Here is a 26,527-nt window from a genome sequence, read left to right as displayed (position 1 = left end):
AAATGACGGCGGCTGACACGATTTTCGCGGTTTCCTCGGGTACTGGGCGCGCAGCGATTACCGTGCTCAGGATATCGGGAAGCAGAGCTGGCGCTGTTCTCGAGAGGCTGACCCAGACTCTGCCAGCGCCGCGGTTGGCCTCATTGCGCACCATCACCGATCCGGAAACTGGCGATTTCCTCGATCAGGCTCTGGTGTTGTGGTTTCCAGGGCCGCATTCGGCGACAGGCGAGGATATCGCCGAGCTTCACCTGCATGGCAGCCATGCCATTGTTGTTGCGGTGATTTCTGCGCTTTCCCGATCTCCTGGCATCCGCCCGGCGGAACCAGGGGAGTTCACCCGCCGGGCTTTCTTGAATGGGCGGATGGATCTTGTCCAGGTAGAAGGTCTTGGGGATCTGTTGGAGGCAAGGACGGCGGCCCAGCGGAAACAGGCGTACCGGCAAATGGCTGGCCATGCCAGCACCGTTTTCGACGATTGGCGCCATCAACTGCTCATGATCAGGTCAGACCTCGAAGCGGCTGTAGATTTCGTGGAGGAACCCGGCGTCGCCGAGGAAGCGGCGGCAACGATCGATCAAGGAATATCGGACCTTTTGGAAGAGATGAAAAAACACCTCGCCCAGTCAGCGTCGGCAGAGATCGTCCGCGATGGGGTCCGGGTGGTGCTGGCGGGTCGACCAAACACGGGGAAATCAAGCATTCTCAATGCCTTGGCGAGACGCGACGCGGCCATTGTATCAAGCATTCCGGGGACAACGCGGGATGCGATCGAGATATCGATGGATGTTGCGGGCTTTCCGGTCATTCTCACCGACACCGCGGGTCTCAGACCGTCTGCAGGTGATCCGGTCGAAGAGGAGGGAATTCGTCGGTCGCGCAAGCACATCGCGGCAGCTGATGTGGTGTTATGGGTGGTAGCTCCGGATGTTACGGATAGCCAGATTGTCGAAGAGGGCATCGAACCTGACGTGGTTGTCTGCAACAAGGCCGATCTGACATTGTATGGGTCAGGTGCCGCAGGAGGTAAATGGCAAACTGCTGTGGTTCGAACATCGGCAGTTGGTAACATTGGAATGACCGAACTCTTGGAAGCGCTAAGCGGATTGATTCAGAAGCGTTTCGGCCAGGCTGAGTCATCGCTGGTGGTTACGGCAAGGCAGCGGAATGCCGTTGAAACATCGATTCGCTTCCTTAACGGAGCTCAGATGCTTCCGTCAGGAGCCCTGGAACTGAAGGCGGAAGCTATTCGCCAGGCCTGTGATGAGATCGGCCGGCTGACGGGCCGTATCGGTGTTGAAGAATGGCTGGGTGTAATCTTCAGCCGCTTCTGTATCGGAAAGTGACTATGTTTCACGTGAAACAGCTAATGCGTAGGACTTGGTGCGATGGACATGCAATTTGATGTCATTGTGATTGGTGGTGGCCACGCCGGCACGGAGGCAGCTGCAGCTGCGGCGCGTCTGGGCGCGAAGACCGCGCTGCTGACTCATCGTGCTGATACGATTGGTGAAATGTCGTGCAATCCGGCCATCGGGGGATTGGGCAAAGGCCATCTTGTTCGTGAGATCGATGCCCTTGATGGATTGATGGGGCGCGTTGCGGACAGGGCTGGTATCCAGTTCCGACTGCTCAACCGATCACGGGGGCCTGCAGTACGTGGCCCGCGGGCCCAGGCTGACCGCAAGCTCTACCGTCAGGCAATGCAGGAAGCGATCGCTGTCCAGGAAGATCTTGAAGTCATTTCGGGTGCGGCAAGAAACATCCTGATCGATTCAGGCGCCGCTGTCGGCGTGTTGTGTGAGGATGGCCGGACCTTCAATGCGGCAACGGTTGTGCTCACCACCGGGACGTTCCTGAACGGACTCATCCATATTGGCGAACGCCGGATACCGGCGGGACGTCATGGCGAGGCGCCAAGCCTGGGGCTTTCGCATCAATTTCAGGAACTCGGGCTGCGGCCGGAACGTCTGAAGACGGGAACCCCAGCGCGACTCGATGGGCGCAGCATCGCCTGGAACCGCCTGGAGGAGCAGAAAGGCGACGAACAGCCAGTGCCGTTTTCCTTCCTGACCCGCGCAATCGAGACCCCCCAGCTGTCTTGCTTCATCACTGCAACCAGCCGGCAGGGACACCAGATCATCCGTGAGAACATCCATCGTTCACCCATCTATTCGGGACAGATCGAGGGCAGAGGTCCGCGCTACTGTCCATCCATTGAAGACAAGGTCCAGCGTTTTGCCGACAAGGAGAGCCATCAGGTCTTTCTGGAGCCGGAAGGCCTGGACGACGATACGGTCTATCCGAACGGGATCTCCACATCCTTGCCGGAGGATGTGCAGGAGCGTTTCATGCGGACCATTCCTGGCCTGGAGAACGTGGTCATAAAGCGATGGGGCTATGCAATCGAGTATGATTACATCGATCCAAGAGAATTGACGGCCTCGCTGGAAGTCAAGCGCCTGCCGAATCTGTTTTTAGCCGGACAAATCAATGGCACCACCGGCTATGAAGAAGCCGCCGCGCAGGGGTTGGTGGCTGGCATCAACGCGGCCCGCAAGGCAGGCAGCCAGACGCCTTTGATCATCGACCGCAGCCAGGCCTACATTGGGGTCATGATCGACGACCTTGTCACAAGAGGCGTGACAGAGCCCTACCGCATGTTCACCTCACGCGCGGAATACCGGCTGTCGCTCCGGGCTGATAATGCCGACCTTCGCCTCACCCCGCTCGGGATAGCTGCCGGCCTCGTCGGCCGTGAGCGGCAGGCCCGCTTCGAGGAACGCAGGCAAGCCGTGGAAGCCGGGCTGGCGCTGGCGCAAGGGTTGTCGATGACATCGGCCGAGGCCGCGCGCAAAGGCCTGAAAGTCAATCAGGACGGCCTCAGACGGAACGTGCTGGACCTGATGGCGATGCCTGAGATTGGCTGGGCGCGCATCGTGGAGCTATGGCCAGAGCTCTTGTCTCTGAAAGCTGATGTGGTGGAAGCGCTTGAGGCTGAGGCCCTCTATGCCGGCTACGTCGATCGCCAAAACGCTGAAATCGCGACTTTGCGGCGGGAGGAGCAACTTCGTTTGCCGGCTGGCCTGGACTACCAGACCATGACCGGTCTGTCAGCGGAGCTTCGGCAAAAGCTCATGATGGTCAGGCCTGCCACCCTCGCACAGGCGTCGCGCATTGATGGCATGACACCAGCTGCCCTCGCCATTGTCCTAGGACATGTCAAGCGGCGGGACCGGCAGAGTGCTGCATGAGTGCCGGAACGGGCGAAGGTTTGCTGGACCGCTTCGGTGTTTCACGTGAAACCCGGAAGGTGATCGAGAGCTATGTTGATCTGCTTCTGACCTGGCAGCGGCGAATCAACCTGATCGGTCCAGCGACGGCGCCCATGGTTTGGGAGCGCCATATCTGCGATGCTTTACAGCTGATTCCGTTGCTGCCGCCCGGGACCCGGCAGATCGCCGATCTGGGTACCGGGGCCGGCATTCCTGGGCTGGTGCTCGCTATGGCCACTGGTCTTGAAGTGCATCTCTATGAAAGCAATGGGAAAAAAGCAGCTTTCTTGCGCGAGGCGGTGCGCCGCACGGGCACCCGGGCACATGTTCATGTCATGAGGCTTGAGACATTGGCCAGGGCAGGTGATGTGCCGGTTGTTGAATGCGTGATGGCCCGGGCGCTTGCACCGCTGTCCATTCTGCTCGGCTATGCGGAGCCTTTCCTCTCTGAGGGTGCTGTTGGTCTGTTTCACAAGGGACAAGATATTGATCGTGAATTGACCGAAGCCACAAAATATTGGAAAATAGAGAGTATGAAGCATCAAAGCCAATGCGATCCCCGCGGCGTTGTACTTGAAGTTCGGAAGGCCACCCGTGTCTGAAAACCTGTCTCATCCGAACGGTCCCCGCGTACTTGTGGTCGCCAACCAGAAAGGCGGCGTGGGCAAGACCACGACGGCGATCAATCTCGGCACGGCATTGGCGGCAGTGGGTGAGAAGGTTCTGATCATCGATCTCGATCCCCAGGGCAATGCGAGCACTGGCCTGGGTATCCAACGCCGGCCAGGTCAGAAATCGACCTATCATGTGCTGATTGGTGAGGAGACGCTCGGCAATGTGATCGTCGAGTCCGGAATTCCGCGGCTTGACTGCGCCCCATCGACCATGGATCTGCTGGGCGCTGAACTCGAACTCGCGGACCTGGCGCGCAAGACCTACCGGATGGCGGATGCCATTGCAGCGCTTGTCAAGCAAGACAACGCCAAACAGCCCTACTCCTACATTCTGCTTGACTGTCCCCCATCTCTCAACCTGCTTACCATCAACGCCCTCTGTGCTGCCGATGCCGTACTGGTGCCCTTGCAATGTGAGTTCTTTGCGCTCGAAGGTCTGAGCCAGCTGATCAAGACGGTTGAACGGGTGAAGACCAGCCTCAATCCGAAGCTTTCGATTCAGGGTGTGGTGCTGACCATGTTCGACCGTCGCAACAAACTGTCCGAGCAGGTCGCGGAGGATGTCCGGAGCGTGCTTGGCGACAAGGTCTACCAGACCGTCATTCCCCGCAATGTCCGGGTGTCGGAGGCTCCGTCCTATGGAAAGCCGGTGTTGCTCTACGACAATGCCTGCGTTGGTTCGCAAGCCTATATCAGGCTCGCCTCGGAGATCATCCGCCGGGAACGGGAATTGCGGGCGGCCTAGGGCCTTGATGGCCGGACAAACGGACTGCATCAGAAGACAGGACAAGAGATGGAAACGCCAGGTGCGCCGAAGCGAAGACTGGGCCGGGGGCTGGCGGCCTTGATCGGTGACGACACCAGCGAGGAGGCGTCAGTGCAGGATGTGCGCGCGCTGCGCCAGCTGCCGATCGACCTCATCAAAGCCAATCCCAACAATCCGCGTAAGCACTTCCCGGAGGACGACCTCGAAGATCTGGCGAAGTCCATCCGTGAAAAGGGCCTTCTGCAGCCGATCACGGTGCGTCCGCTGCCTTCAGGCGAGCATGAGATCGTTGCCGGCGAGCGCCGCTGGCGCGCCGCCCAGCGGGCGGGGGTCCATGAGGTTCCTGTCATCATCCGGGAATTGTCGGACAGCGAAGCGCTGGAGATCGCGCTGATCGAGAATATCCAGCGGTCCGATCTCAATCCGCTCGAGGAGGCGCGCGCCTACTCCCAACTGCTCGACCGATTCAGCTATACGCAACAGCAGCTTGCTGACGCCATCGGCAAGAGCCGCAGCCATGTCGCGAATACCCTGCGGCTTCTGAACCTTCCGGAGGCGGTGCGCCAGCAGATCGAAGATGGCAAGCTCTCCGCCGGCCATGCCCGGACGCTGGTGGGGATCGAAACGCCTGCCGAACTGGCCGAACAGATCATCAAGTTTGGCCTTTCCGTGCGTGAGGCCGAGAGCCTGGCGCGCGGGGTCTCCAGCCAGAGCAAAGCCAAAGCCAAACCGGAAAAGGACGCGGATACCCGTGCTCTCGAGAAGCTGATCTCGGACAAGATCGGCCTCAAGGTCGAGATCGCGCACCGGCAGGATGGCAGCGGCGCCATGACGATTTCCTACAAGACCCTCGAACAGCTGGACGACGTCTGCCGGCGGCTGCAGGACTGAGCGATCGTCAGTGCCGGAAGTGACGGATGCCGGTGAACACCATCGCGAGCCCCGCTTCATCGGCGGCGCGGATGACCTCATTGTCCTGGAGCGACCCGCCAGGCTGAATGATGGCCGTGGCGCCAGCCTCCGCCGCCTCGATCACGCCATCGGCAAACGGAAAGAACGCATCCGACGCCGCGACTGAGCCGTGGATGCTCGGAACCAAGAGTCCGGCCGCCCGCGAAACATCGGCATTCTTGCGGGCCGCGATACGGACCGCGTCCACCCGTGACATCTGGCCCGCGCCGATGCCGACGGTTGCTCCATTCTTTGCGTAGACGATGGCGTTGGACTTGACATGCTTTGCGACCCGGAATGCGAACAGCAGGTCTGCCATTTCAGCTTCCGTAGGCTGGCGCCTGGTGACGGTCCTCACGTTCATGGCGGCGGCTGACGCCATGTCCCGCGCCTGAAGCAGGAAGCCCCCGCCCACTGATTTGACCATCAGGCCAGGACCCGACAATGGCTGCCCGTCCAGCACCAGCAAGCGCAGGTTTTTCTTCCTAGATATGATTTCGAGCGCATCATGGTCCGCGGCTGGCGCGACGATGACTTCCGTGAAAATTTCGACAACCCTGGCGGCTGTGTCCGCATCCAGCCGGCGATTGAACGCGATGATGCCGCCGAAGGCGCTTACCGGATCGCAGGCCAGCGCCTTTTCATAGGCCTCTATGAGACTCCCGCCCACAGCAGCGCCGCATGGGTTGGCATGCTTGACGATGACGCAGGCCGCTGTCTCGCCAGCGCCCACTTCCGCGAGGCATTCCAGTGCCGCATCCGTATCGTTGATATTGTTGTAGGACAGTTCCTTGCCTTGCAGCTGGCGCGCCGCGGCGATGCCGAAAGCCTTGCCGGCGGTGCCGTAGAAGGCTGCCTGCTGATGCGGGTTCTCACCATATCGCAGTGCCTGCCGCCTGTTACCGCCAATGGCGAAGTATTGGCCGAACCTTTCTCCGGTGGCTTCGCCCATCCACTGGCTGATGGCCGCGTCATAGCTGGCGGTGCGCGCGAACGCCTTGCCGGCAAGCCTGCGGCGGGTCGTGATCGAGGTCTGTGCATTCTTCTCCAGTTCGGTTGCCACATCGTCATAATCCGCGGGATCCACGATGACCGTCACCAGCGCATGGTTCTTGGCGGCTGCGCGGATCATCGCCGGACCGCCGACATCGATGTTCTCGATGGCCTCGTCCCAGGCGGCGCCGCGCCCCATCGCCTCCTCGAATGGATAGAGATTGACGGCCAGCAAGCCGATGGGTTCGATGCCGTGGGCCTGCATCGCCGTGGCGTGGGCGGGATCTGATGTGACGCCAAGCAAGCCGCCGTGAATCTTTGGATGCAGGGTCTTCACCCGGCCATCCATGATTTCCGGGAAGCCCGTCACCGCTGATACATCAGTCACCGCAAGGCCTGCTGCCGCAAGTGCCTTCGCCGTGCCGCCGGTCGAGATCAGCTCAATCCGCAGCGCCGCCAGACGTGACGCAAAGGCGACAAGACCGGTCTTGTCAGATACCGATAACAGCGCCCGCCGCACGGTTTCAGTCATCTCGCCCTCCGCTGAACTGCCGTTTGCCGGCATAACATGTTTTCAGGTCTGCCGCCGCATCGCCACCGTGAAAAACCCGTCCATGCCGGGGCTTCCGCCATAGCTCATGGCAGGCAAGGTCCGGACCCAGCCCTCGGGCCGGATGGCTCCCGGCGGCAGGTCTGGAAGCATCGCAGGAATGATGTCGAAATCCGGATTCCGGGCCAGAAACTGCCGGACCTGCGCTTCACCTTCTTCGGGTTCGAGCGAGCAGGTACAATAGACGATGAGGCAGCCTGGCCCGACGAGCGCTGCGGCCCTCGACAGCATTTGGCGTTGCAATGCTGCGAGTTCGGCAATCTGCTTCTCCTGCCTGATCCACGGCAACTCTGGATGGCGCCGGATGGTGCCGGTCGCTGAACAGGGCGCATCAAGAAGAACGGAGTCCCAAGTCTGGCTGAGGTCAGCCTTCAGGACATCGGCCACCTGAATGCTGGCGGAGAGGCCGGTGCGCGCGAGATTGTCGCGCAGGCGCGCGAGCCGCGGCTCGGAAACATCGATGGCGGTGACCTCGGCTCCCCCAGCAGCCAATTGCAGGGTCTTGCCACCGGGTGCGGCGCAAAGGTCGAGAACCTTTCGGCCCTTCAGATTGCCCATCAGCCGCACCGGAATGGTCGCGGCCGCGTCCTGGACCCACCATGCGCCATCCCTGAAGCCGGGAAGTTCCGGCACCGGGGCATGGCCTGGCGGTAGCCGCAGCTGGCCGTTGGGCAGTAGCTGGCCGGACAATGACTCGCGCCAGGCGGCCGGATCCTCCTTGAAGATCAGGTCCAGCGCTGGCCGTACCCCATGAGCCAGTGCAATCTGTCTCGCGGTCGCCGCCCCGAAGTTTTTGCACCATCTCTCCCATAGCCAGGCAGGGGTATTGAGGTGAGGAGCATCGTGCTTGGCCAGCAGGCTGGGTCCGGCCGTGGAGATTTTGCGCAGCACGGCATTGATCAGGCCGGTGAAATGCATGGCGTTGCGGTCCGCCTTGGCCGCCCGCACCGCCGAATCGATCACCGCATGCGGTGGCATTTCGAGGAACAGCAATTGCGCGATGCCCAGCTCAAGGAGCTCACGCGTCAGGCCCGACTTGCGTGGCAACGGCTTGTCGAGAAGCTCCCGCAGCACGGCATCGATCTCGCCGCGATGCCGGAAGGCGGTCAGCAGCAGCGACACGAGAAAGGCTCGGTCACGCGTGTCGAGCCGCATGGCTTGCGGGCTTGCCTGCAGTGCGTCTTCGACCGTCAGCCTCTGGTCGACGCAGGCGCGCAGCCGGTCTGCCGCCAGACGCCGGACTTCGAGCCCGGGAGCATCCCGGGCAGCTTGATCTAGCCCCACGGGCCCGGCGCCTGCGGCCTGGCGCTGCTCCATGGGCCGGTGGGCTGCTGGGAAGCCGTTGCGCCGCCTCCCATCTCGCGGTCCATGCGCTGCAAGGCCTCGATGCGGTTGCGCGGGTTGGGGTGGGTCGAGAACAGATTGTCCATCCGCGCGCCCGACAGCGGATTGATGATGAACATGTGCGCGGTCGCCGGATTGGCTTCGGCGGTTCGGTTCTCGATGCGCTGCGCAGCGCCCGAGATCTTGGCAAGCGCCGAGGCGAGCGCCAGCGGCTGGCCCGAGATTACGGCGCCGCCACGGTCAGCGCCATATTCGCGCGTCCGGCTGATCGCCATCTGCACCAGCATCGCGGCCAATGGCGCGAGCACCACCAACAGGATCATGCCGATGGCGCCAAACGGATTGTCGCGGTTGCGGCTGCCGCCGAACAACATGCCGAAATTGGCCAGCATGGAAATGGCGCCGGCGATGATGGCCGTCATGGTCATCACCAGGGTATCACGGTTCTTCACATGCGCGAGTTCATGGGCCATGACGCCGGCGATTTCATCGCGGCTCAGGAGCTGGAGAAGTCCAGTTGTTGCTGCAACAGCGGCATTTTGCGGATTGCGGCCGGTCGCGAACGCATTGGGCTGTGGATTGTCGATGATATAGACCTTGGGCATCGGCAGGCCGGCGTTCCGCGCCAGGTCCTCGATAAGGTCATAGAACTCAGGAGCCGACTGACGGTCGACCTGGCGCGCGCCATACATGCGCAACACCATCTTGTCGGCGTTCCAGTAGGCGAACAGGTTCATGCCCGCCGCCATGATGAAGGCGATGACCATGCCCTGCTCACGGCCGATCACATAGCCGACCGCCAGAAACAGCCCCATCAGGGCCGCCATCAGCAAACCGGTCCGCATGGTGTTCATCCGCCTTATCCTTTCTTGCCATCTCTACCAGGCGCGCCTCATATGATAGCATGTTCCTGAAAGGACAAGATCATGACCGAGCGGCAGCTTACAGATGCAGCCCAAAGGGCGCTTGCCGAGGCCGAGCAGCGGCGCAAGGCAAGAACCGATGCGAAGCTTCCCAAGGAGGTGAATGGCCGGACCGGCCCCGAACCCACCCGGTTCGGTGACTGGGAGAACAAGGGCATCACTTCCGATTTCTGATCAGGCGAAGCCCAGCTGGTTGCGGATGGCCGCAGCGCTCACACCCTCTTGCCGGAGTTGGCGGAGTGAGCGGCTGCCGATGCTCTTGGACAGCTTCCGGCCTTGCTCATCCAGGATCAGATCGTGGTGGTGGTAGTGCGGGGTTGCAAGGCCAAGCAGGCGCTGGAGCAGAATGTGGAGCGGCGTTGCTGGCGCGATGTCCTTGCCGCGCACCACATGGGTGACGCCCTGCAGGGCGTCGTCGGTCACCACCGCGATATGGTAACTTGAACCGACCCACCGTTTGGCAATCACCGCATCGCCCCAGACAGCGGCTTCGGGGTCGGCAGCCCGCGCCATGTCGATCCGCCAGCCGTGAATGGCACCGCTGGCAACGCGACGGCGGGCCTCATTCGCCGTAAGGCCGCGACAGTGGCCCGCGTAATGCGGTTGTCCCTCAGGGTCGCGGGACGTAAGTACGCCCGCCTGTTTCCGTGAGCAGAAACAGGGGTAGATGGCGCCCATCTCCCACAGCCGGCCGAGGTTTGCCTGGTAATCGGCGAAATGCTGGCTCTGGATGCGCACTGGCTCTTCCCAGCTGAGGCCCAGCCAGGCGAGGTCCTCGAGAATGGCGGCAAGGAATTCGGGCCGGGCGCGGCTCTCGTCGGTATCCTCGATCCGCAGCAGCAGCCGGCCGCCCGCCGCGGCTGCCATCTGAGCGTTCAGCAGGGCCGAGTAGGCGTGGCCCAGATGCAGATAGCCGTTGGGGCTCGGCGCGAAACGGAAGACGGGACAGCTCATGATGTGGTCTTGCGGTCAATTCGTGCGAAGGTCAAACAGGGTCATGGAACGGCTTAATGACATCGATGATCTGAAAGTGGCAGTTCGAAGCCTGATCGCAGCCGAGCCGCGGTTTTCTGCCGTTGTCGAGCATCATGGCCTGCCACAGTTACGCCACGCCGCACCCGGTCTGCAAAGCCTGCTACGCATCGTCACCGACCAGCTGATTTCGCTCAAAGCAGGCGAGTCGATATGGGCCCGGCTTACAACCCAATTGGGCAGCTTCCTGCCAGAGGAAATCATGGCCGCCAGCCACGACGATCTCCGGGCTCTTGGCCTCTCCGCGGCCAAGGCGCGTACCTTCCATGCCGCCGCCAAGGCGTTTGCCGCGGGAGATCTTGAAGAAAACCTGCAGCTGAGCGACGCTGTACTTTACCGCAGGCTGACAGGTATCACCGGCATCGGTCCCTGGACAGCCAGCATCTATCTCCTCATGACGCACCGAGCGGTCGATGCCTGGCCGGCAGCCGATCTGGCCCTGCAGTACGCGGCCAAGGATCTTCTTGCCCTTGGGGAAAGGCCCTCACCACGCCGCATGGTGGTTCTGGCGGAGCCTTGGCGGCCTTATCGCTCCGCAGCCGCACTACTGCTCTGGCAGCATTACCGCAATCTCCGCACCATTACGCCGGACTGACGAAGTGACGAAAGGGCTTCACAGGATCGCCATACTGGATATATTAAATTTCCAAGGATTCGAGCTGAAAGAGGTGGTCTTGCAATTCGCCCCGGTTGCGCCGGAAGCCTGCCCAGCCCTGGTTCTCAACGCGGACTTCCGCCCGTTGAGCTACTATCCGTTGTCTCTGTGGAGCTGGCAGGACACGATCAAGGCGGTGTTTCTTGACCGGGTGAATATCGTTTCCGAATATGACCGGGTGGTGCGCAGCCCCAATTCCGAGTTCCGGCTGCCCAGCGTCGTTTCGCTCAAGACCTATGTCAAACCCTCGCGCACGCCCGCTTTTACCCGTTTCAATGTGTTCCTGCGTGACCGGTTCACCTGCCAGTATTGTGGCGGCCATGAAGACCTGACCTTCGACCATGTGGTGCCGCGCTCGAAAGGCGGCCAGACCACCTGGGAGAATGTCGTTGCCGCCTGTTCGCCTTGTAACCTGTTGAAAGGCGGGCATCTTCCGCAGCACATCCAGATGTATCCGGCGCAGAAGCCGGTACGGCCCACGGTGGCGCAGCTGCACCGCAACGGGCGGTTCTTCCCGCCCAACTACCTGCATGAAAGCTGGCAGGACTATCTGTACTGGGATACCGAGCTCGATCCCTGATTGCGAAGTCCGGCGAGCGCCAGCAGAGCCAGCCCCAAAGACACCACCGCGTTCCACCCGGCCAGCGATAGTCCCAAAATCCGGATTGCCGCGGTGTCGCACAGGATGACCGGGCGCGTCAGGTCCGGAAGACCGCCTGAAAAATCCGCCTGCGTGCCACAGGTGCTGGGGCCGGGCCACCATTTCCATTCCACGCCCGCATGGTAGATGCCGAACACCATGCTGCCGAGCCACAACAGCGCCAGCAGGGCAAATCCGCCCTTGGCGATGGTCTGGTTGCCGGGCGCAAGCAGGGCGGTGGCCAGCGCCAGCGGCACACCCACATAGTAGACCCAGCGCTGCTTGAGGCAGAGATCGCAGGGCGCGTAGCCGAGATACTCGAAAATCCATGCGCCGGCGATGGTCGCCAGGGACACGGCGAAGATCAGCCAAGCGGCGCGTTGCGGGGAGAGGCTGTTCAGCATGAGGCGAGACTTCCGGCGAGGCCTGAGTATTTGAGAAGGATATAGAGGAGGATCACCGCCGCCGCTATACCGGCGGCAACCAGCCCGAGGCGGCGCTCGATGAAGTGTCGCACCGGCTCGCCAAACCGGCGCAGCGCCCAGGCCAGGACGAAGAAGCGCGCGCCTCTGGCGATGATGCAGGACACCACGAAAAACGTGAAACTGATTTGCGCAACGCCAGCAAGGATGGTCACCAGTTTGATCGGCGGGAGATGGGTGAGGCCTGAGGTGACAAGAAGCAACATCAGCGTGTCCTCGCCGGTACAGGCCCGCAGATGCTGGAACTCGTCAAGCTTGCCGTAGAAAGACAGGACCGGTTCGGCCAGCGCCGCAAAGGCCCAGTAGCCCAGGAAATAACCGGCGATTCCCCCAAGTGTCGAGGCGATGGTGGCAATCAGGGCAAAGCGATAGGCCCGCTTCGGCCGGGCAAGTGCCATCGGCAAGAACAGCACATCGGCGGGTACCAGAAAGACCGAGCTTTCGACAAAGGCGATGACGGCGAGCCAGATTTCCGCGGTCTCGCGTGCGGCCAGCAAGAGTGTCTTGTCATAGAGCTGGCGCAGCATGATGGGCCTAGTCCGGCTCCGGCCTTGCGCCGCGCAGCTTCTTGGTCTGGGCTCGCTTGGCTTTGGAGTCGAGCCGCCGTGCCGTGGAGCTGCGGGTAGGCTTGGTGGCGATGCGGCGCTTGGGCCTGTGCGCCGCCTTGCGCAGGAGTTCCACCAGTTTTCGCAAAGCGATGTCGCGGTTGCGCTCCTGCGAGCGCGTCTCCTGCGCGGTGATCACCAGAATGCCGTCCTGGGTCAGCTGCCGGCCGGCCAGCGGCCGCAGTCGCGCCTTCAGGTCATCCGGCAGAAAAGCCCGCGCCACGTCGAAACGCAGTTCAACGGCGGTCGAGACCTTGTTGACATTCTGGCCGCCAGGCCCGGAGGCGCGGGTGAAGGACCAGGCCATGTCGTTCTCGTCGATGGCGAGTGAATCGGTGATGCGGATCATGGAATGTCCTTCTCGCCCTTTGCGGTTGACGGCGCAAGGGCGGGGAACTATGCGATTTCGGCTTGCCTCTGTGGCGGAATGGTAGACGCGGCAGACTCAAAATCTGTTGCTCGCAAGGGCGTGGGGGTTCGAGTCCCTGCAGGGGCACCAGCCGGCCGCGCGCAGCTTCTGGAGTAGCCGAGATTTGTTGATCGTGCGACGTTTCCTCCTGGCCGCCGTGCTGCTGCTGACGGTTCCACAGGCGTTCGCCGGCGGGCCTTCGTTGCTGTTCGACCCGATGACCGAGGAGGTGATTGCCCAGGATCGCGCCGGTGAGCCGTGGTATCCGGCATCGCTCACCAAGCTGATGACCGCATATGTGGTGTTTCACAAGATTCGCGCGGGGCAGCTGAAGCTCGACCAGAAGATCGCCGTCTCCGCGCTGGCCAATTCGCAGCCGCCCAGCAAGATCGGCGTGCCGGTTGGCCAGAAACTGCGTGTCGATTTCGCGCTGCAGGCGCTGCTGGTCTATTCCGCCAATGACATGGCCTATGTTCTCGCTGAAGCCGCGTCTGGCAGCGTCGCTGCTTTTGCTGCCGAAATGAACGCGGAGGCGCGCAAGCTGGGCATGACCGGCAGCCATTTCGTCAATCCGAATGGGTTGTTCGACCCACGCAATATCTCCACGGCCCGCGACATCGCGCTTCTCGCCGCGGCGATCCTGCGGGACTACCCGGAACATAACCACTACTTTTCACAACAGTCGCTGCGGGTTGGCAAACGCCGCCTCGCCAATCGCAATTCACTGCTGCGGCAGATGCCGGAAGCCGATGGCATGAAGACAGGCTTCGTTTGCAGTTCCGGTTTCAATCTGGTGGCCACCGCCACCCGGGACGGAAGACGCCTGGGCGCGGTGATTTTCGGCGCGAACAATGGCAAGCAGCGCGCGGATCTGGCGGAAATGCTGCTGGTCGATGGTTTCTCGCGGCCACGTACCGTGGGGATCAAGCTTGACACGATCCCTAATGTCAAAACCGGTGCTATCGTGCCGGCGGACATGACCAAAGAGGTCTGCAAATCCAAGCCCGTCATGGTGGCGCGCGCCAAGGACCTGGCTGGCTGGGGCATTTCCTTTGGCAATTACGAAACTGCTGCCACTGCTGACATGGCTCTGCGCGGCCGTATGCTGAGCAAGTCGGGCATCACGCTTCCCGGTACAGCGGGGATCATCCGTCTTCCGGAAAACCGCGGCTTTGCGGCGGCAGTCTGGAACCTCGACAAGGCCACCAGTGAAGAGGCCTGTGCGCGTTACCATGGTGAGAAGGCGCCCTGCACGCTGCTGCCGCCAGAGGTTCTGGCCGGTCTTGCGGCGATTGCAGCTGTGGCCAAAGAGACGGCGCCAGCGGCGGACGACCCAGAAGGCGACGAGGTCGAGACTCAGAGGAAGATCAAGCCCCGCAAGGTGCAGAAGAACTGATTGGCAATGATCAACAGAGCGGGATTGGGAATAGTCTGCGCGCTTGGCGCTGCCAGCCTTTATGGCATGGTGCCGAACTTTGCGCGGGCCGCCTATGTGAATGGTGTTCCGGCGATTGAAAGCACACTGTTCCGTACCTTCATCGTTTCGATTGCTTTCGCGATCATCGCTGTCGTCTGCAATGAGCGGCTGACAGTCCCCAAGGCGGCGGTCCCAAGCTTCACCGGACAGGCCGTCGCCACATTCCTTGTCTCCTCGGCCTATCTGGCTTCGATCCAGTTCATTCCGGTTGGCCTGACGGTGATCATTTTCTTTCTATTTCCGGTGCTGATCATGCTGCTGGCTCCGGTCGTGGAAGGGCGGAACCCCGGCCTGTCCCGGGTTGCGGTTGCGCTGGTGGCATTTTGCGGGCTGGCGGTGGCGATTGGCCCCAGCTTCGAAGACCTGGATATCCGGGGCATACTGCTCGCCGCCGTGGCGGCTGCTGGCGCGACACTCCAGTTCTTTTCCGGCCGTTCGATATCGCGTTACATGCCACCGGCGGCGTTCGGCAGCCTTGTGCACATGATGATCCTGCCACCCATTCTGGTCATTGCGCTGTTTGCAGGATCGGGCTCGCTGCTTATTCTTCCAGGGGGATCAGCGACCGGACTCGGCCTTCTTTTTATGACTGGCGTGGCCGCGGTCTATGTCGTTGCCTATATGGTTCACATGCTGTCCCTGCGCTTTGCCGCGGCTTCGACAGTGGCGCCGTTTTTCAATCTTGAACCGGTGGTGACGACCGCCATCGCCGCCACGGTGCTGGGCGAACGCCTTGAGCTCAATCAATATGCCGGGGGTGGCCTCGTTCTGGCTGCCCTTCTGGCCTCGGCCTTTCTTGGAAAACGGAGGACTTAGCTTGATCGCGGACGCTCCAATACCTGTCGCGGTGCTCACCGGATTTCTCGGTGCGGGCAAGACCACGCTGTTGAACTTTCTGTTGAAGGACCCGTTTCTTTCCGATGCCGCGGTGATCATCAACGAGTTTGGCGATGTCGGCATCGATCATCTGCTGGTTGAACGGGCTGATGAGAATGTGATCGAGATGGCCTCGGGCTGCCTGTGCTGCACCATCAGGGGCGATCTGATCGATACCATCCATGATCTGCTGGCCCGGCGCGGCCGGGGAGAGCTCTCCAGGTTCAACCGCATTGTGATCGAGACCACGGGCCTCGCCGATCCCGCCCCGGTGCTGCACGCGGTGATGAGCGAGCCTGGGCTTCTGGCCGCTTGCCGCCTCGAAGGGGTGATCACCGTCGTCGATGCCGTCAATGGCATGGCCACACTCGATGCTCACGCTGAAGCCGTGAAGCAGGTGGCGGTGGCGGACCGGATCGTGCTGACCAAGGTCGATCTGCTCGTCGGCCAGGAGGGCGAGGATACGCTGTTCGCCATCATCGGGCGATTGCGCAAGCTCAACCCTGCCGCACGGCTGCTGACGACCCATCGCAACGAGGCCACGGCGGAGCGGCTGTTCACAATGGGGCTTTTCGATCCCCGCACCAAGACGGCGGACGTGCAGCGGTGGCTGGCGGCGGAGGCCTATGAGATGGGCGGCCGCCATCATGGCCACCATCACCACCACGACGTCTCCCGCCATGATGCCTATATCCGCTCGTTCAGCTTTACGGAGGCCAACGCCATCAGCCCGCAGGGCCTCGAACTCTTCATGGAACTGATAAAATCCTATCACGGGCCCAACTTGCTGCGGATGAAAGGCATCGTGAAGCTGGCGGACGACCCGGGCAAGCCGGTGGTCCTCCACGGGGTGCAGCACGTATTCCATCCGCCAGTGAGGTTGCAGGCCTGGCCGGACGGCGACGAACGGACCCGCCTCGTATTCATCGTGAAGGATATCGAAAAACCGATGATCGAGGGATTGTTCCGGGCGTTTACCGATCAGATCTCCGGTGGGGCCGACGCTTTCACTGACAAGACCCTTTCGCTCAACAGGTGATGTGACATGACACTCAAGCTCTACGGACTTTCGAAATGCTCGACCTGCCAGAAAGCCATCGACTGGCTTGACGAGCACAAGATCAAGCACAGCTTTTCCGATGTGAAGGACAACCCGCTCACCAAAGAGATGGTAGCCAAATGGTCCAAGGCGCTGGGCGGCTGGGAGAAGATGATCAACAAGGCCGGCTACACCTGGCGCGGGCTACCGCCCGAAAAGACCGCGAATCTGACGGAGGCCAAGGCCGTGGCCCTCGCGGTGGACAATCCGTCGCTCATCCGCCGCCCCCTGATCGAGCACAAGGATGGCAGCGTGACGGTTGGCTTCTCAAAGAAGATACAGGATCTTCTCTCCTGACACCGCGTGGCCTCAGCCGCGCACCAGCGGCCGCGTCATGCAGGTGGGGCCGCCTTCGCCTTTGCGGCAGATGTCAGTACCGGCGATCACCTCGACCCTGACGCCGGCTTTGCGCATGCGTCGCTCGGTTTCCGGGTTGCCCTCCACCATCATCGCATGGCGGGGTCCCAGCGCCAGGACATTGCAGCCCATGGTATCGAATTCCTCCTGTGGAACCTCCACGAATTTGATGCCACGGGCTTCCAGGAATTCGATCTGGCGGGCTGCCATCAGCGGCGGGTAGACCACCGCCAGGTCCTGGTCGAGTGGCGACAGGCAGGACATCAGGTGGAATACGTCTGACCGGCCCTTGTAGTGGGGCATGTCGAACCACAGGATTTCCACATCCGGCCCCGCCAGCTCGCCCAGCTGGCGCAAGCCTTCGAGGTTGGTGCGGTAGCCAACCCCGGCCAGCAGGGTGTAGCGGTCGATCCACACGAGGTCGCCGCCCTCGACCTTCCCGTTGCCCGTGATTTCGCCGGCAATCGGAAAGCCCAGCGCTTCCAGCGCCGCGCCATTGACCGCCGCCTCCTGGCGCCGCTGGGGCTTGCCCATGCGCGGCTTCACCAGGCCGCGCGGAGTGACGATCAGCGCATCATGGGTATAGATCGAATCGAGGGTAAGGCCCGGCGCCGGCGGCAGCCTGATCACCTCGGCGCCGGCCCCCGCAAGCATTGCTTCGACCGCCGCGTACTCCTTCCTGGCATTGGCGAGATCGGGGCGCGAATGGAAATTGAGATCCTTCCATTCGGCGTCGATCTTGGCATCGCTCACAAAGGCAGCGTCAACGTCGCGGATGGCGACTTTCCTGAGCGGTCCCCAATTGTTGAAGGCGCCGAAATCGAAACTCATTTGCGTCTGATCCTGAAGATGAAGGCGCCGCCGTCCTGGGATTGGTCCAGCAGCACGTGGCCCTGTTCGTTGCAGAAGTGGGGCATGTCTATGGCGGACATGGGGTCGGTGGCAATGACCTTGATAATGGCGCCGGCCGGCATGGCCTCAAGCCGTTTTCGCGCCTTCAGCACCGGCAGCGGGCAGAGCAGGCCGGTGAGGTCGAGCACGGTTTCAGGTTGATTTCCGGTCATTTCCTGCCGCCGGGATCAGGCATCATACGCTCTGATGGCGGATCGGTGATAGTTTGGTGTCCATGATAATGGCTTTCGGATCAGCGCCGCCAGCAGTTGGGATCTGTGCAGGAGGTTATTTGGGTTCAGATCGAAAGTGAAGAGGTGTTTGGCGAGGTGTCGCTCCGCGACTTTGGTCCTTGTGATCTCTGTTCCAGCATAGCAGTGCGACCGATGGAATTTGCGCAGGGGGCTGGCGGAAGTTCCGGCGCAATTCAGTCCTGCCGGAAGACGTGTCAGTGGGCGGCTTCCCAGTCGGCGGCGGCGCGGGCGTCGACTTGCAGCGGCACGCTGAGTTTCACGGCGGGCTCGGGTGCTGCGATCATCACCTGCCTGGCCACCGCCATGGTCTCTTCCGCTTCGGCCGTGGGGCATTCGAAGATCAGCTCGTCATGCACCTGCAGCAGCATGCAGGCGGAAAGGCCGGCTGCCCTGATCGCGTCCGGCATGCGGATCATGGCGCGGCGGATGATGTCGGCCGCGGTACCCTGGATGGGTGCGTTAATGGCGGCGCGCTCCTGGAAGGCGCGCTCTGACGGGTTGGAGGAGGCGATCCGCGGGAAATGCATGCGGCGGCCGAACACGGTTTCGACATAGCCCTGTTCGCGCGCCTGCTTCTTGGCCGCTTCCATATAGTCCCTGATGCCGGGAAAGCGCTTGAAATAGGTGCGGATATATTCGCCCGCCTCCTCGCGCCCGATGCCCAGCTGGTTGGCAAGCCCGAAAGCCGAGATGCCGTAGATGATGCCGAAATTGATGGCCTTGGCGCGGCGGCGCACCATCGGGTCCATGCCCTCGACCGGTACGCCGAACATTTCCGACGCGGTCATGGCGTGAATATCCTTGCCCTCGGCGAAGGCCTTCTTGAGCTGCGGAATATCAGCGACATGCGCCACCACGCGCAGTTCGATCTGACTGTAATCGGCGCTCACCAGCCTGGCGCCCGGCGGCGCCACGAAGGCCGAGCGGATCTTGCGGCCTTCCTCCGTGCGAACGGGGATGTTCTGCAGATTGGGATCGGTGGAAGCGAGCCGGCCGGTCGATGTGGCCGCGAGCGAATAGGAGGTGTGGACGCGATGGGTTTCCGGGTTGATGTAACCCGGCAGCGCATCGGTATAGGTGGAGCGCAGCTTGGAAAGCTGCCGCCAGTCCAGCACCCGGCGGGCAAGTTCCACACCCTGCGCGGCGAGGTCCTCGAGCACGTCGGAGTCCGTGCTCCAGGCGCCGGTCGCGGTCTTGCGGCCACCCGCAAGCGCCATGCGGCCGAACAGGATATCGCCCAGCTGCTTGGGCGATCCGATGTTGAAGCGCTCGCCCGCCAGCTCATAGACCTGGGTTTCGATGACGGACGCCGCGGCAGCGAAATCATTGGACAGGCGGCGCAGCAGTTCGGGATCGACGAGAATGCCTTCCATCTCCATGGCTGCCAGCACCGGGACCAGCGACCGCTCCAGCGTTTCATAGACCGTGCGTTTGGCCGCGGCCCACAGCCGCGGCTTCAACAAGAGCCAGAGCCGCAGCGTCACATCGGCGTCCTCCGCCGCGTAGCGCGTGGCCTCGGGGATGGCCACACGGTCGAAAGTGATCATCGATTTGCCGGAACCCGCGACATCCTTGAAGGCGATGCACTTGTGGCCCAGATGGCGCTGCGACAGCTCGTCCATGCCGTGGCCGCCCTCGCCTGATTCCAGCACATAGGACATCAGCATGGTGTCATCGATGGGAGACACGGTGATGCCGCAGCGGCGCAGCACCTCGAGATCATATTTGAGGTTCTGTCCGATCTTGAGAATGGACGGATCCTCGAGCAACGGTTTCAGCGCGTCCAGCGCCTGCTGGCGCGGCATCTGGCCGTCCGCAAGCCCGCCGCCGAACAGGCCGCCGCCGTCCGCGGTGTGGCCCAGCGGAATGTAGCAAGCCTTGCCGGGTGCCACCGCCAGGGACACGCCCACCAGATTGGCGCGCATCGAATCGAGCGAGTCGGTTTCGGTGTCAACCGCCACATGGCCAATTTCGCGCGCCGCGGCGATCCATTCCATCAGTGTACTGAGCGATGACACCGCCGGATAATCGGCATGGACAAAGGGGACGGCAAGCAGGGCAGCTTCGCCGGGCGGCGTTTCCTGTTTGGAAGGGGCGGCGGCGGCTGCCGGCGCTTCGGTCTTTCGCGGCGGCGCTTCAGCCATGGCCGTTTCTGGAGGCGCAGCACCTTCCGGCGGCCAGAACGTGACTTCGACCGGGACGGGATCGATGGCCGCCGCATCGCAATCGAGCGCTGCCGCCACCTTGCGGGTAAAGCTTGTGAACTCGAGCGCCTTCAGGAAGCCCACAAGCTGCGAGGCCTTGGGGGCGGCCACCGCAAAGCCCCCGGCCTCATGCTCAACCGGCACGTGATCGTCGAGGGTGACGAGTTTCATCGAAATCCGCGCCTGATCAGCGAAGGCGATCAGATTCTCGCGGCGTTTCTGCTGCTTGATCTCCGGCGCATGGGCCAACAAGGTTTCGAGATCGCCATATTCGCCGATGAGCTGGGCCGCCGTCTTGACGCCGATCCCTGGAACACCCGGAACATTGTCGACCGAATCGCCGGCCAGCGCCTGCACATCCACCACCTTGGCGGGCGGCACACCGAATTTCTCAAGGACCTCGGCCTCGCCCACCTCGCGGTCCTTCATGGTGTCGTAGAGTGCCACGCCGGGACGTATCAGCTGCATCAGGTCCTTGTCGGAAGACACAATGCGGCAGGTGGCGCCCACCTCGACCGCCTGTCGCGCATAGGTGGCGATCAAATCATCCGCCTCGTAATTTGCCTGCTCGACGCAGGCCACGTTGAAGGCGCGGGTGGCCTGGCGGATCAGCCCGAACTGTGGCCTGAGATCGGCCGGCGGTTCCGGGCGGTGCGCCTTGTAGTCAGGATAGATGTCATTGCGGAAGGATTTCGAGGAATGGTCGAAGATCACCGCCAGATGCGTGGGCTTGTGCCCAGCATTGGTTTCCTTGAGCAGCTTCCACAGCATGTTGCAGAAGCCCTGTACCGCGCCCACCGGCAGGCCGTCCGACTTGCGGGTAAGCGGCGGAAGCGCATGATAGGCGCGGAAGATATAGCCGGAACCATCGATGAGATAGAGATGGTCGCCGGACTTGAGATCAGGAGAGCGGGACATGCCACGCACTATGCCACCGCGGGCTGGCCGAAGCCAGAGATCAGCCTTGCATGTTGTCGATCACCGTGACGCCAACGCCAGAGTAACCATCCATGGCCGCCAGCGCCGCGCCGGCCTGTGACAGGGGAATGCGCCTGGTAATCATGCGGGCGGGATCAAGCCGTCCGGCGGCGATCATGCCGAGCAGGGCGGGGAAACGGCTGGCAGCGATGCCGCGGCTGCCGAGAATGGCGATCTGCCTCGCATAGACGGTCTCGAGCAGCGGGACCGGCGGTGTGGCGTGCCGGCCCAGCGGCTGGCCGATCTGCACATGGCGGCCGAGCTTGCGGAGCGAGCGCAACGAATTGTGGATGGTCTCGGTGATGCCCAGCCCGTCGATCGAGACATGCGCGCCGCCTCCGGTGAGATCCCGCACCGCCAGTGCTGCGTCGCCCACGGCCGCGGGATTCAGCGTGGCCGTGGCGCCGAGGCTTTTCGCCATGGCCAGCGCCTCATCATTGATGTCGATGGCGAGGACCTGCGCGCCCATCGCCGCGCCGATCATCACCGCCGAGAGTCCGACGCCGCCGCAGCCATGGATGGCGAGCCACTCGCCGGGTTGAAGCGCCGCGCGGTCCACAAGGCCGCGGAAAGCAGTGGTGAGGCGGCAGCCCATGGCAGCCGCCTCGGCAAAGCCAAGGGTGTCCGGCAGCCGGACCAGGTTGAAATCGGCGCGCGGTACGGCGAGCTGTTCGGCAAAGGCACCCCAGCCCGAGAAGCCTAAGACATACTGGTGATTGCAGACGGTGGGCTCACCGCCACGGCAGTCCGGGCACTCGCCACAGGCGAGGATAAAGGGCGCGGTCACCCGGTCGCCCACCTGGAAGCGGCGGCAATCCCGCCCCGCCGCGATGACGATGCCCGCGAATTCATGGCCTGGCACATGCGGCAGCGCCACATCAGGATCAGCTCCGCTCCAGCCGTGATGGTCAGAGCGGCAAACGCCGCAGGCCGCGATCTTCAGCACCACGCCATCAGCCGGGCAATCCGGGTCTGGCACATCACGGATGAGCAGAGGACCCCGGTAGGTTTCAAACACGGCGGCTTTCATGAGTGTGGCCTCCCGGGCGCGCTGTTAACGCAAAACCGGCTGCCGCGAAATCGCTTTTGCGCTCGGAGAGCGGGTTTCTGTCGTTGCCACAGATTGACAAGTAGTTTCTGACAGTCGCTGAAGCCCTGCCTGAAGATGCTTGCTGACAGACTTTTCATCAGGTCTGCGCAAGGCAAGGAGAGCATTCTGCAAGAATGACCAACAACAGGTTCCGGAAATGAGTCTATATGGAGTAATGCGCACGGGCACCTCCGGCATGAATGCCCAGGCTACCCGGCTGTCTATTGTGGCCGATAACGTGGCGAACGTGAATACTTGCGGCTACAAGGCCGGGTCCTGCGAGTTCTCAAGCCTAATTCTGTCCGGCTATGGATCCGGCTACGAATCCGGATCCGTGCTGGCCGATGTTCGCAACAGCATCTCCGCCCAGGGGGGTCTGTCCAATACGTCCTCGTTCAGCGACCTGGCCGTCAGCGGCGACGGCTTCTTCATCGTCGCCAATCCCGCCGGGTCGCCCTATCTAACGCGGGCAGGATCGTTCATCGTGAATGGCGACGGCACACTCATCAATGCCGGAGGTTTCAAGCTCCTCGGATACAAGCTTGATCCGGACCAGCCTGACATTACGGTGAACGGTTATGACAATCTTACGCCGGTCAATGTTTCCACATCTTCGATGTTGTCGTCTCCAACGACGTCTGGATCATTCAAGGCGAACCTTCCTTCCGAGGCAGCCATCGTCGATGCCGCCGAGCTGCCGTCGCTCAATCTGCCTGAATCGTCCTACACCGCAAAATCTTCCCTGCTGACCTACGACAATCTTGGCGCCACGGTAAAGCTTGACATCTTTTTTGCAAAGACGGCGGATAACCAGTGGGAAGTGACGGTTTTTGACGCCAAGACGGCTTCCATTGATGGCAGCTTTCCCTATTCGGAACCTCCACTCCTAACCCAAAATCTTGAGTTTGGACCCACTGGAAAACTGGCTACAGGCCAGCCATCGACCGTATCCTTGACGGTCCCGGGCGGCGCAGGCTGCGTCCTCGACATAACCGGCCTCTCGCAGCTTGCCACCCAATACACGGTGCTCTCCGCGAGCGTGAACGGCAAGCCCGCCGGCGAACCGACGGACCTCGAGATCACCAAGGATGGCTATGTCTATGCGATCTACGACTCGATCACCCGCATTCCGGTCTACCGTATACCGCTCGGACATGTCACCAGCCCTGACTTGCTAACGCCGTTGCCAGGAAACGTCTTTACCACCTCGCTCGATTCAGGAAGTGTTGGAATAGGCTTCGCGCAAGCCGGCGGGCTGGGAAGCATTCTTTCCAAAACGCTCGAGCAATCGACGGTGGACCTTGCTGGCGAGCTGACGTCGATGATCGACGCGCAGCGCGGCTATACCGCGAATTCGAAGGTATTCCAGACCGGTTCGGAACTGATGGAAGTGCTGGTCAACCTAAAACGATAAGTCCACCTGATGGCGGCATGAGGCCCCAATAATGGCAAATCTCTCGACGGCGCTCAATTCCACGCTTGCAGGGCTCTCGCTCAGCGCCGCGCAGTCCGCTGTCGTATCTCGGAACGTCGCTTCCGCCAGCGACGAGAACTACGCCCGCCGGAGCGCCGAGATCGCCACTTTTCCATCTGGAAATCCGGCTGTCGCCCGCATCAACCGCAGCGCTGACAAGCAGCTCCTGGAAAGACTCCTTTCGTCGGGCAGCGAGGCTGCCGGCAAACAAGTGCTCATCGACGCCCTGCAGCGCATGAGTGGACTTACTGGCGATCCTGAAAACGACTCTTCAATTTCCGCGGCGGTCGGCAAGCTCCAGCAGGCGCTGAAGAGCTACGAAACAAACCCGGCCAGCACGACTCTCGGCGGCGGAGTGCTGGAAGCAGCAAAGAGCTTGGTAAGCAAGCTCAACGGAGCATCTGCCGAGATCCGCTCGATCCGCGAGGAAGCCGACAAGGCCATGGCGGGATCGGCCGAGAAGATCAACAATCTGCTGGCGCAGTTCAAAGTCCTCAACGACAGCGTAGTCCGCGGCCAGGGAACTCCGGACGAGCTTCTCGACGCCTTAGACCAGCGAGACAGCGTTCTAAAGCTGCTTTCGGAGGAAATTGGCATTCGGACAGTCATGCGTCCCAACAACGATGTACTGATCTACGCTCAAGGCGGCGCCGTGCTGTTCGAGGCCAGCCCCCGTCATGTGAGCTTCCTTCCGGCGGACAATCTGGAGCCAGGCATAACCGGCAACTCTCTGATAATCGATGGCGTGCCCGTGACTGGGGCGGGCGCGCCGATGCCTCTGTCTCATGGCCGGATAGCGGTTTATGCAATGGTGCGGGACGTGACCGCCCCCCAGCTGTCATCGCAGCTGGATCAAATTGCAGCAGGATTGGTGCGGGCGTTCTCTGAGACTGCTCCATCCCTTTCCACCGTGGAAGGCCTCTTCAAGGCCTCTGGATCGGTACCGGATCTGGGTAATCCGAACCATGGCCTTGCTGCCGCCATAAAGATAAATCCGCTGGCGGACCCGGATCACGGCGGATCCATTCTTCTGTTGAGAGACGGCGGTTTTGGAGGCCCGGATTATGTCGTGAATGCCAATGGCCACGCGGGATTCCAGACCCGGATCAAGGAACTCGCCGACTCGCTGGACGCCGTTCAGAACTTCCCGGTTTTGGGCGGCCTGGGCGGAAACATCTCGCTTAAAACGTTAAGTCTGCAATCCGCATCATGGGTCGAAACCCAGCGTCAGACTGCTCAGAGATCCCTTGATCTGTCGCAGTCGATCGCCGCGCGGGCTTCCGACTCACTCGCCCGGGTAACCGGCGTCAATATCGATCAGGAGATGGCGGCGCTTCTCGATCTGGAGAAGAGCTACCAGGCTTCGTCAAAGGTACTTACGGTCGTCGACTCGATGCTGGCGAGCCTGATGGAGGCGGTCAGCTGATGGATTTCCCCGGCAATATTCCTTCGCGGCTGCTGCTTCATGCCTCGCGCTTCTCAATTGCGCAGTCGCAGACGCGGCTGGAAAAGGCGCACACCGAAGCGTCGACAGGCCGTCATGCCGATATAGGCATAGCTCTGGGAGCTCAAACTGGGTCAAGTATCCGGATGAGGATAGAGCTCTCCGCGGCGGAGTTCTCGATTGCGAGCATGAAGCAAGCGGCGGCAAAGGCCGACATCACACAGACCTCGCTGACAGCGCTCAACACGCTATCGGAAAAGTTCCGTTCCACCCTTACAGCCGCGAGGAACGGCGAAAATGGCCGGAGCGTCGCGATAACCGCCGCCGCTTCATCAATCGATGCGATGCAGGACATTCTCTCCGCATCCCATGACGGCCAATACCTCTTTTCCGGCCTCAATGTTGACACAGCTCCGCTAAAGCCCTACCAGGACGGCCCGAGACTCGCGGTTGTGGCCGCGTTTGAAGCGGAGTTCGGCTTCCCGCCCGATGATCCCGCTGCAGCCTCTCTGGCCAAGCCTCAGATTGAGAGCTTCATCGAAGAATCTCTGGATGCTGTGTTTAACGGCGCGGGCTGGGCCGCCGAGTGGTCAAACGCCACCGACACGACTCAGGGCTTCCGGCTCTCTCCAGACCAGAACCTGAGTCTCTCGGCGAGCGCCAATGCCGAATTCTCCCGCAAACTGGCGCAGTCGCTGAGCATCGTCGATGTGCTGGGCGAGTCGAAGATCAGCACCGCAGCATTCGAGGCCGCCGTCGACGCTGCGCTTGCAAAGATTTCGGAGACCCAGATTGCCATTGGCCGGGAACAGACGCGCATCGGTTTCGGACAAGCCACGCTGAAGGACTCGGAGCCCCTGCTTATCGAGAAGAAGAACAGCCTCACATCTTCAATTCAGGCTCTGGAAAGCGTTGATTCTTATGAAGTGGCAACACGGGTTACGCTGCTGATGACCCAGTTGGAAAGCTCTTACGCCCTAACGGCGCGCATCGGCAGGATGAGCCTACTAAGCTACTTATAGCG

General features: G+C 61.8%; 26 protein-coding genes and 1 tRNA gene. 16 read left to right on the top strand and 11 right to left on the bottom strand.

Annotation, left to right across the window (positions count from 1 at the left end; all coding sequences use genetic code 11):
• Nucleotides 1-2: 2 nt before the first annotated feature.
• Genes mnmE through ACKOED_RS13400 form a run of 5 tightly spaced genes read left to right on the top strand, consistent with a single transcriptional unit; the run spans nt 3 to nt 5,606 of the window.
• Entirely contained in the window at nt 3-1,346 is a 1,344-nt protein-coding gene (gene mnmE / locus ACKOED_RS13420) for a tRNA uridine-5-carboxymethylaminomethyl(34) synthesis GTPase MnmE (RefSeq protein ID WP_408917103.1), read from the top strand.
• A gap of 42 nt (nt 1,347-1,388) precedes the next feature.
• The gene (gene mnmG, locus ACKOED_RS13415; RefSeq protein WP_408917102.1) at nt 1,389-3,254 is read left to right on the top strand and encodes a tRNA uridine-5-carboxymethylaminomethyl(34) synthesis enzyme MnmG; all 1,866 of its coding nucleotides are present in this window, start codon (nt 1,389-1,391) and stop codon (nt 3,252-3,254) included.
• On the top strand, nt 3,251-3,877 hold the full coding sequence (rsmG, locus tag ACKOED_RS13410; RefSeq protein WP_408917101.1) for a 16S rRNA (guanine(527)-N(7))-methyltransferase RsmG: 627 nt from the start codon (nt 3,251-3,253) through the stop codon (nt 3,875-3,877). Before mnmG ends, rsmG begins: the two co-directional genes overlap by 4 nt.
• On the top strand, nt 3,870-4,694 hold the full coding sequence (locus tag ACKOED_RS13405; protein ID WP_408917100.1) for a ParA family protein: 825 nt from the start codon (nt 3,870-3,872) through the stop codon (nt 4,692-4,694). Before rsmG ends, ACKOED_RS13405 begins: the two co-directional genes overlap by 8 nt.
• A 48-nt stretch (nt 4,695-4,742) precedes the next feature.
• Nucleotides 4,743-5,606, top strand: coding sequence for a ParB/RepB/Spo0J family partition protein (locus ACKOED_RS13400; protein WP_408917099.1), 864 nt, complete (start codon nt 4,743-4,745; stop codon nt 5,604-5,606).
• Nucleotides 5,607-5,613: 7 nt separating this feature from the next.
• On the opposite strand, the gene purH is transcribed toward ACKOED_RS13400, so the two are convergent.
• The 3 genes from purH to htpX are packed head-to-tail and all read right to left on the bottom strand — an operon-like array spanning nt 5,614 to nt 9,467.
• Entirely contained in the window at nt 5,614-7,191 is a 1,578-nt protein-coding gene (purH, locus tag ACKOED_RS13395) for a bifunctional phosphoribosylaminoimidazolecarboxamide formyltransferase/IMP cyclohydrolase (protein WP_408917098.1), read from the bottom strand.
• A 42-nt stretch (nt 7,192-7,233) separates the two neighbouring features.
• Nucleotides 7,234-8,586 (bottom strand): RsmB/NOP family class I SAM-dependent RNA methyltransferase, encoded by a 1,353-nt coding sequence (locus ACKOED_RS13390; protein WP_408917097.1) that lies wholly within the window; start codon nt 8,584-8,586, stop codon nt 7,234-7,236.
• The gene (htpX, locus tag ACKOED_RS13385) at nt 8,544-9,467 is read right to left on the bottom strand and encodes a zinc metalloprotease HtpX (RefSeq protein WP_408917096.1); all 924 of its coding nucleotides are present in this window, start codon (nt 9,465-9,467) and stop codon (nt 8,544-8,546) included. The genes ACKOED_RS13390 and htpX overlap by 43 nt, the downstream gene beginning before the upstream one ends.
• Nucleotides 9,468-9,539: 72 nt before the next feature.
• Here htpX and ACKOED_RS13380 point away from each other — a divergent pair, with 72 nt between their 5' ends.
• A complete protein-coding gene (locus ACKOED_RS13380; protein WP_408917095.1) occupies nt 9,540-9,710 on the top strand; it encodes a DUF1674 domain-containing protein in 171 nt (56 codons plus the stop codon).
• Here ACKOED_RS13380 and gluQRS read toward each other — a convergent pair whose 3' ends face one another.
• Nucleotides 9,711-10,490 (bottom strand): tRNA glutamyl-Q(34) synthetase GluQRS, encoded by a 780-nt coding sequence (gluQRS, locus tag ACKOED_RS13375; protein WP_408917093.1) that lies wholly within the window; start codon nt 10,488-10,490, stop codon nt 9,711-9,713.
• Between the two features lie 43 nt (nt 10,491-10,533).
• Between gluQRS and ACKOED_RS13370 the strand changes: the two genes are divergently transcribed.
• A complete protein-coding gene (locus ACKOED_RS13370) occupies nt 10,534-11,163 on the top strand; it encodes a DNA-3-methyladenine glycosylase family protein (RefSeq protein ID WP_408917092.1) in 630 nt (209 codons plus the stop codon).
• Between the two features lie 79 nt (nt 11,164-11,242).
• Entirely contained in the window at nt 11,243-11,803 is a 561-nt protein-coding gene (locus ACKOED_RS13365; RefSeq protein WP_408917090.1) for an HNH endonuclease, read from the top strand.
• On the opposite strand, the gene ACKOED_RS13360 is transcribed toward ACKOED_RS13365, so the two are convergent.
• Genes ACKOED_RS13360 through arfB form a run of 3 tightly spaced genes read right to left on the bottom strand, consistent with a single transcriptional unit; the run spans nt 11,770 to nt 13,299 of the window.
• Nucleotides 11,770-12,267, bottom strand: a complete 498-nt coding sequence (locus ACKOED_RS13360) for a disulfide bond formation protein B (RefSeq protein ID WP_408917089.1) — start codon at nt 12,265-12,267, stop codon at nt 11,770-11,772. The genes ACKOED_RS13365 and ACKOED_RS13360 overlap by 34 nt on opposite strands.
• Nucleotides 12,261-12,872 (bottom strand): YqaA family protein, encoded by a 612-nt coding sequence (locus ACKOED_RS13355; RefSeq protein ID WP_408917088.1) that lies wholly within the window; start codon nt 12,870-12,872, stop codon nt 12,261-12,263. The genes ACKOED_RS13360 and ACKOED_RS13355 overlap by 7 nt, the downstream gene beginning before the upstream one ends.
• A 7-nt stretch (nt 12,873-12,879) precedes the next feature.
• Nucleotides 12,880-13,299, bottom strand: coding sequence for an alternative ribosome rescue aminoacyl-tRNA hydrolase ArfB (gene arfB / locus ACKOED_RS13350; protein WP_408917087.1), 420 nt, complete (start codon nt 13,297-13,299; stop codon nt 12,880-12,882).
• A gap of 64 nt (nt 13,300-13,363) precedes the next feature.
• Here arfB and ACKOED_RS13345 point away from each other — a divergent pair.
• The 5 genes from ACKOED_RS13345 (at nt 13,364) to ACKOED_RS13325 (ending at nt 17,108) form a co-directional block, all read left to right on the top strand.
• Nucleotides 13,364-13,449 (top strand) — tRNA-Leu (locus ACKOED_RS13345).
• A gap of 43 nt (nt 13,450-13,492) precedes the next feature.
• Nucleotides 13,493-14,755: a D-alanyl-D-alanine carboxypeptidase family protein gene (locus tag ACKOED_RS13340; RefSeq protein ID WP_408917086.1), complete on the top strand. Its 1,263-nt coding sequence runs from the start codon at nt 13,493-13,495 to the stop codon at nt 14,753-14,755.
• A 6-nt stretch (nt 14,756-14,761) separates the two neighbouring features.
• Entirely contained in the window at nt 14,762-15,652 is an 891-nt protein-coding gene (locus tag ACKOED_RS13335; RefSeq protein WP_408917085.1) for a DMT family transporter, read from the top strand.
• A gap of 1 nt (nt 15,653) precedes the next feature.
• Nucleotides 15,654-16,751, top strand: a complete 1,098-nt coding sequence (locus ACKOED_RS13330; RefSeq protein WP_408917084.1) for a CobW family GTP-binding protein — start codon at nt 15,654-15,656, stop codon at nt 16,749-16,751.
• A gap of 6 nt (nt 16,752-16,757) precedes the next feature.
• A complete protein-coding gene (locus tag ACKOED_RS13325; RefSeq protein ID WP_408917083.1) occupies nt 16,758-17,108 on the top strand; it encodes a Spx/MgsR family RNA polymerase-binding regulatory protein in 351 nt (116 codons plus the stop codon).
• 12 nt (nt 17,109-17,120) lie between these two features.
• Here the strand turns inward: ACKOED_RS13325 and ACKOED_RS13320 are convergent, their stop codons facing one another.
• From ACKOED_RS13320 to ACKOED_RS13305, 4 genes are all read right to left on the bottom strand, one after another.
• Nucleotides 17,121-17,999 (bottom strand): dimethylarginine dimethylaminohydrolase family protein, encoded by an 879-nt coding sequence (locus ACKOED_RS13320; protein WP_408917082.1) that lies wholly within the window; start codon nt 17,997-17,999, stop codon nt 17,121-17,123.
• Nucleotides 17,996-18,232 (bottom strand): sulfurtransferase TusA family protein, encoded by a 237-nt coding sequence (locus ACKOED_RS13315; RefSeq protein WP_408917081.1) that lies wholly within the window; start codon nt 18,230-18,232, stop codon nt 17,996-17,998. Before ACKOED_RS13315 ends, ACKOED_RS13320 begins: the two co-directional genes overlap by 4 nt.
• 275 nt (nt 18,233-18,507) lie before the next feature.
• Nucleotides 18,508-21,435 (bottom strand): DNA polymerase I, encoded by a 2,928-nt coding sequence (polA, locus tag ACKOED_RS13310; RefSeq protein ID WP_408917080.1) that lies wholly within the window; start codon nt 21,433-21,435, stop codon nt 18,508-18,510.
• A gap of 40 nt (nt 21,436-21,475) precedes the next feature.
• Nucleotides 21,476-22,525, bottom strand: a complete 1,050-nt coding sequence (locus ACKOED_RS13305) for a zinc-dependent alcohol dehydrogenase family protein (protein WP_408917079.1) — start codon at nt 22,523-22,525, stop codon at nt 21,476-21,478.
• Nucleotides 22,526-22,760: 235 nt separating this feature from the next.
• Between ACKOED_RS13305 and ACKOED_RS13300 the strand changes: the two genes are divergently transcribed.
• From ACKOED_RS13300 to ACKOED_RS13290, 3 genes are read left to right on the top strand one after another with little or no spacing between them, the layout of a single operon-like run.
• Entirely contained in the window at nt 22,761-23,999 is a 1,239-nt protein-coding gene (locus ACKOED_RS13300) for a flagellar hook protein FlgE (RefSeq protein WP_408917078.1), read from the top strand.
• A 31-nt stretch (nt 24,000-24,030) separates the two neighbouring features.
• On the top strand, nt 24,031-25,485 hold the full coding sequence (flgK, locus tag ACKOED_RS13295; protein ID WP_408917077.1) for a flagellar hook-associated protein FlgK: 1,455 nt from the start codon (nt 24,031-24,033) through the stop codon (nt 25,483-25,485).
• Entirely contained in the window at nt 25,485-26,525 is a 1,041-nt protein-coding gene (locus ACKOED_RS13290; RefSeq protein ID WP_408917076.1) for a flagellar hook-associated family protein, read from the top strand. Before flgK ends, ACKOED_RS13290 begins: the two co-directional genes overlap by 1 nt.
• The last annotated feature ends 2 nt before the right edge of the window (nt 26,526-26,527 follow it).

This window comes from Aestuariivirga sp., assembly GCF_046093005.1.
Lineage (GTDB): Bacteria > Pseudomonadota > Alphaproteobacteria > Rhizobiales > Aestuariivirgaceae > Aestuariivirga.
This window is presented reverse-complemented; position numbering and strand designations above follow the sequence as displayed.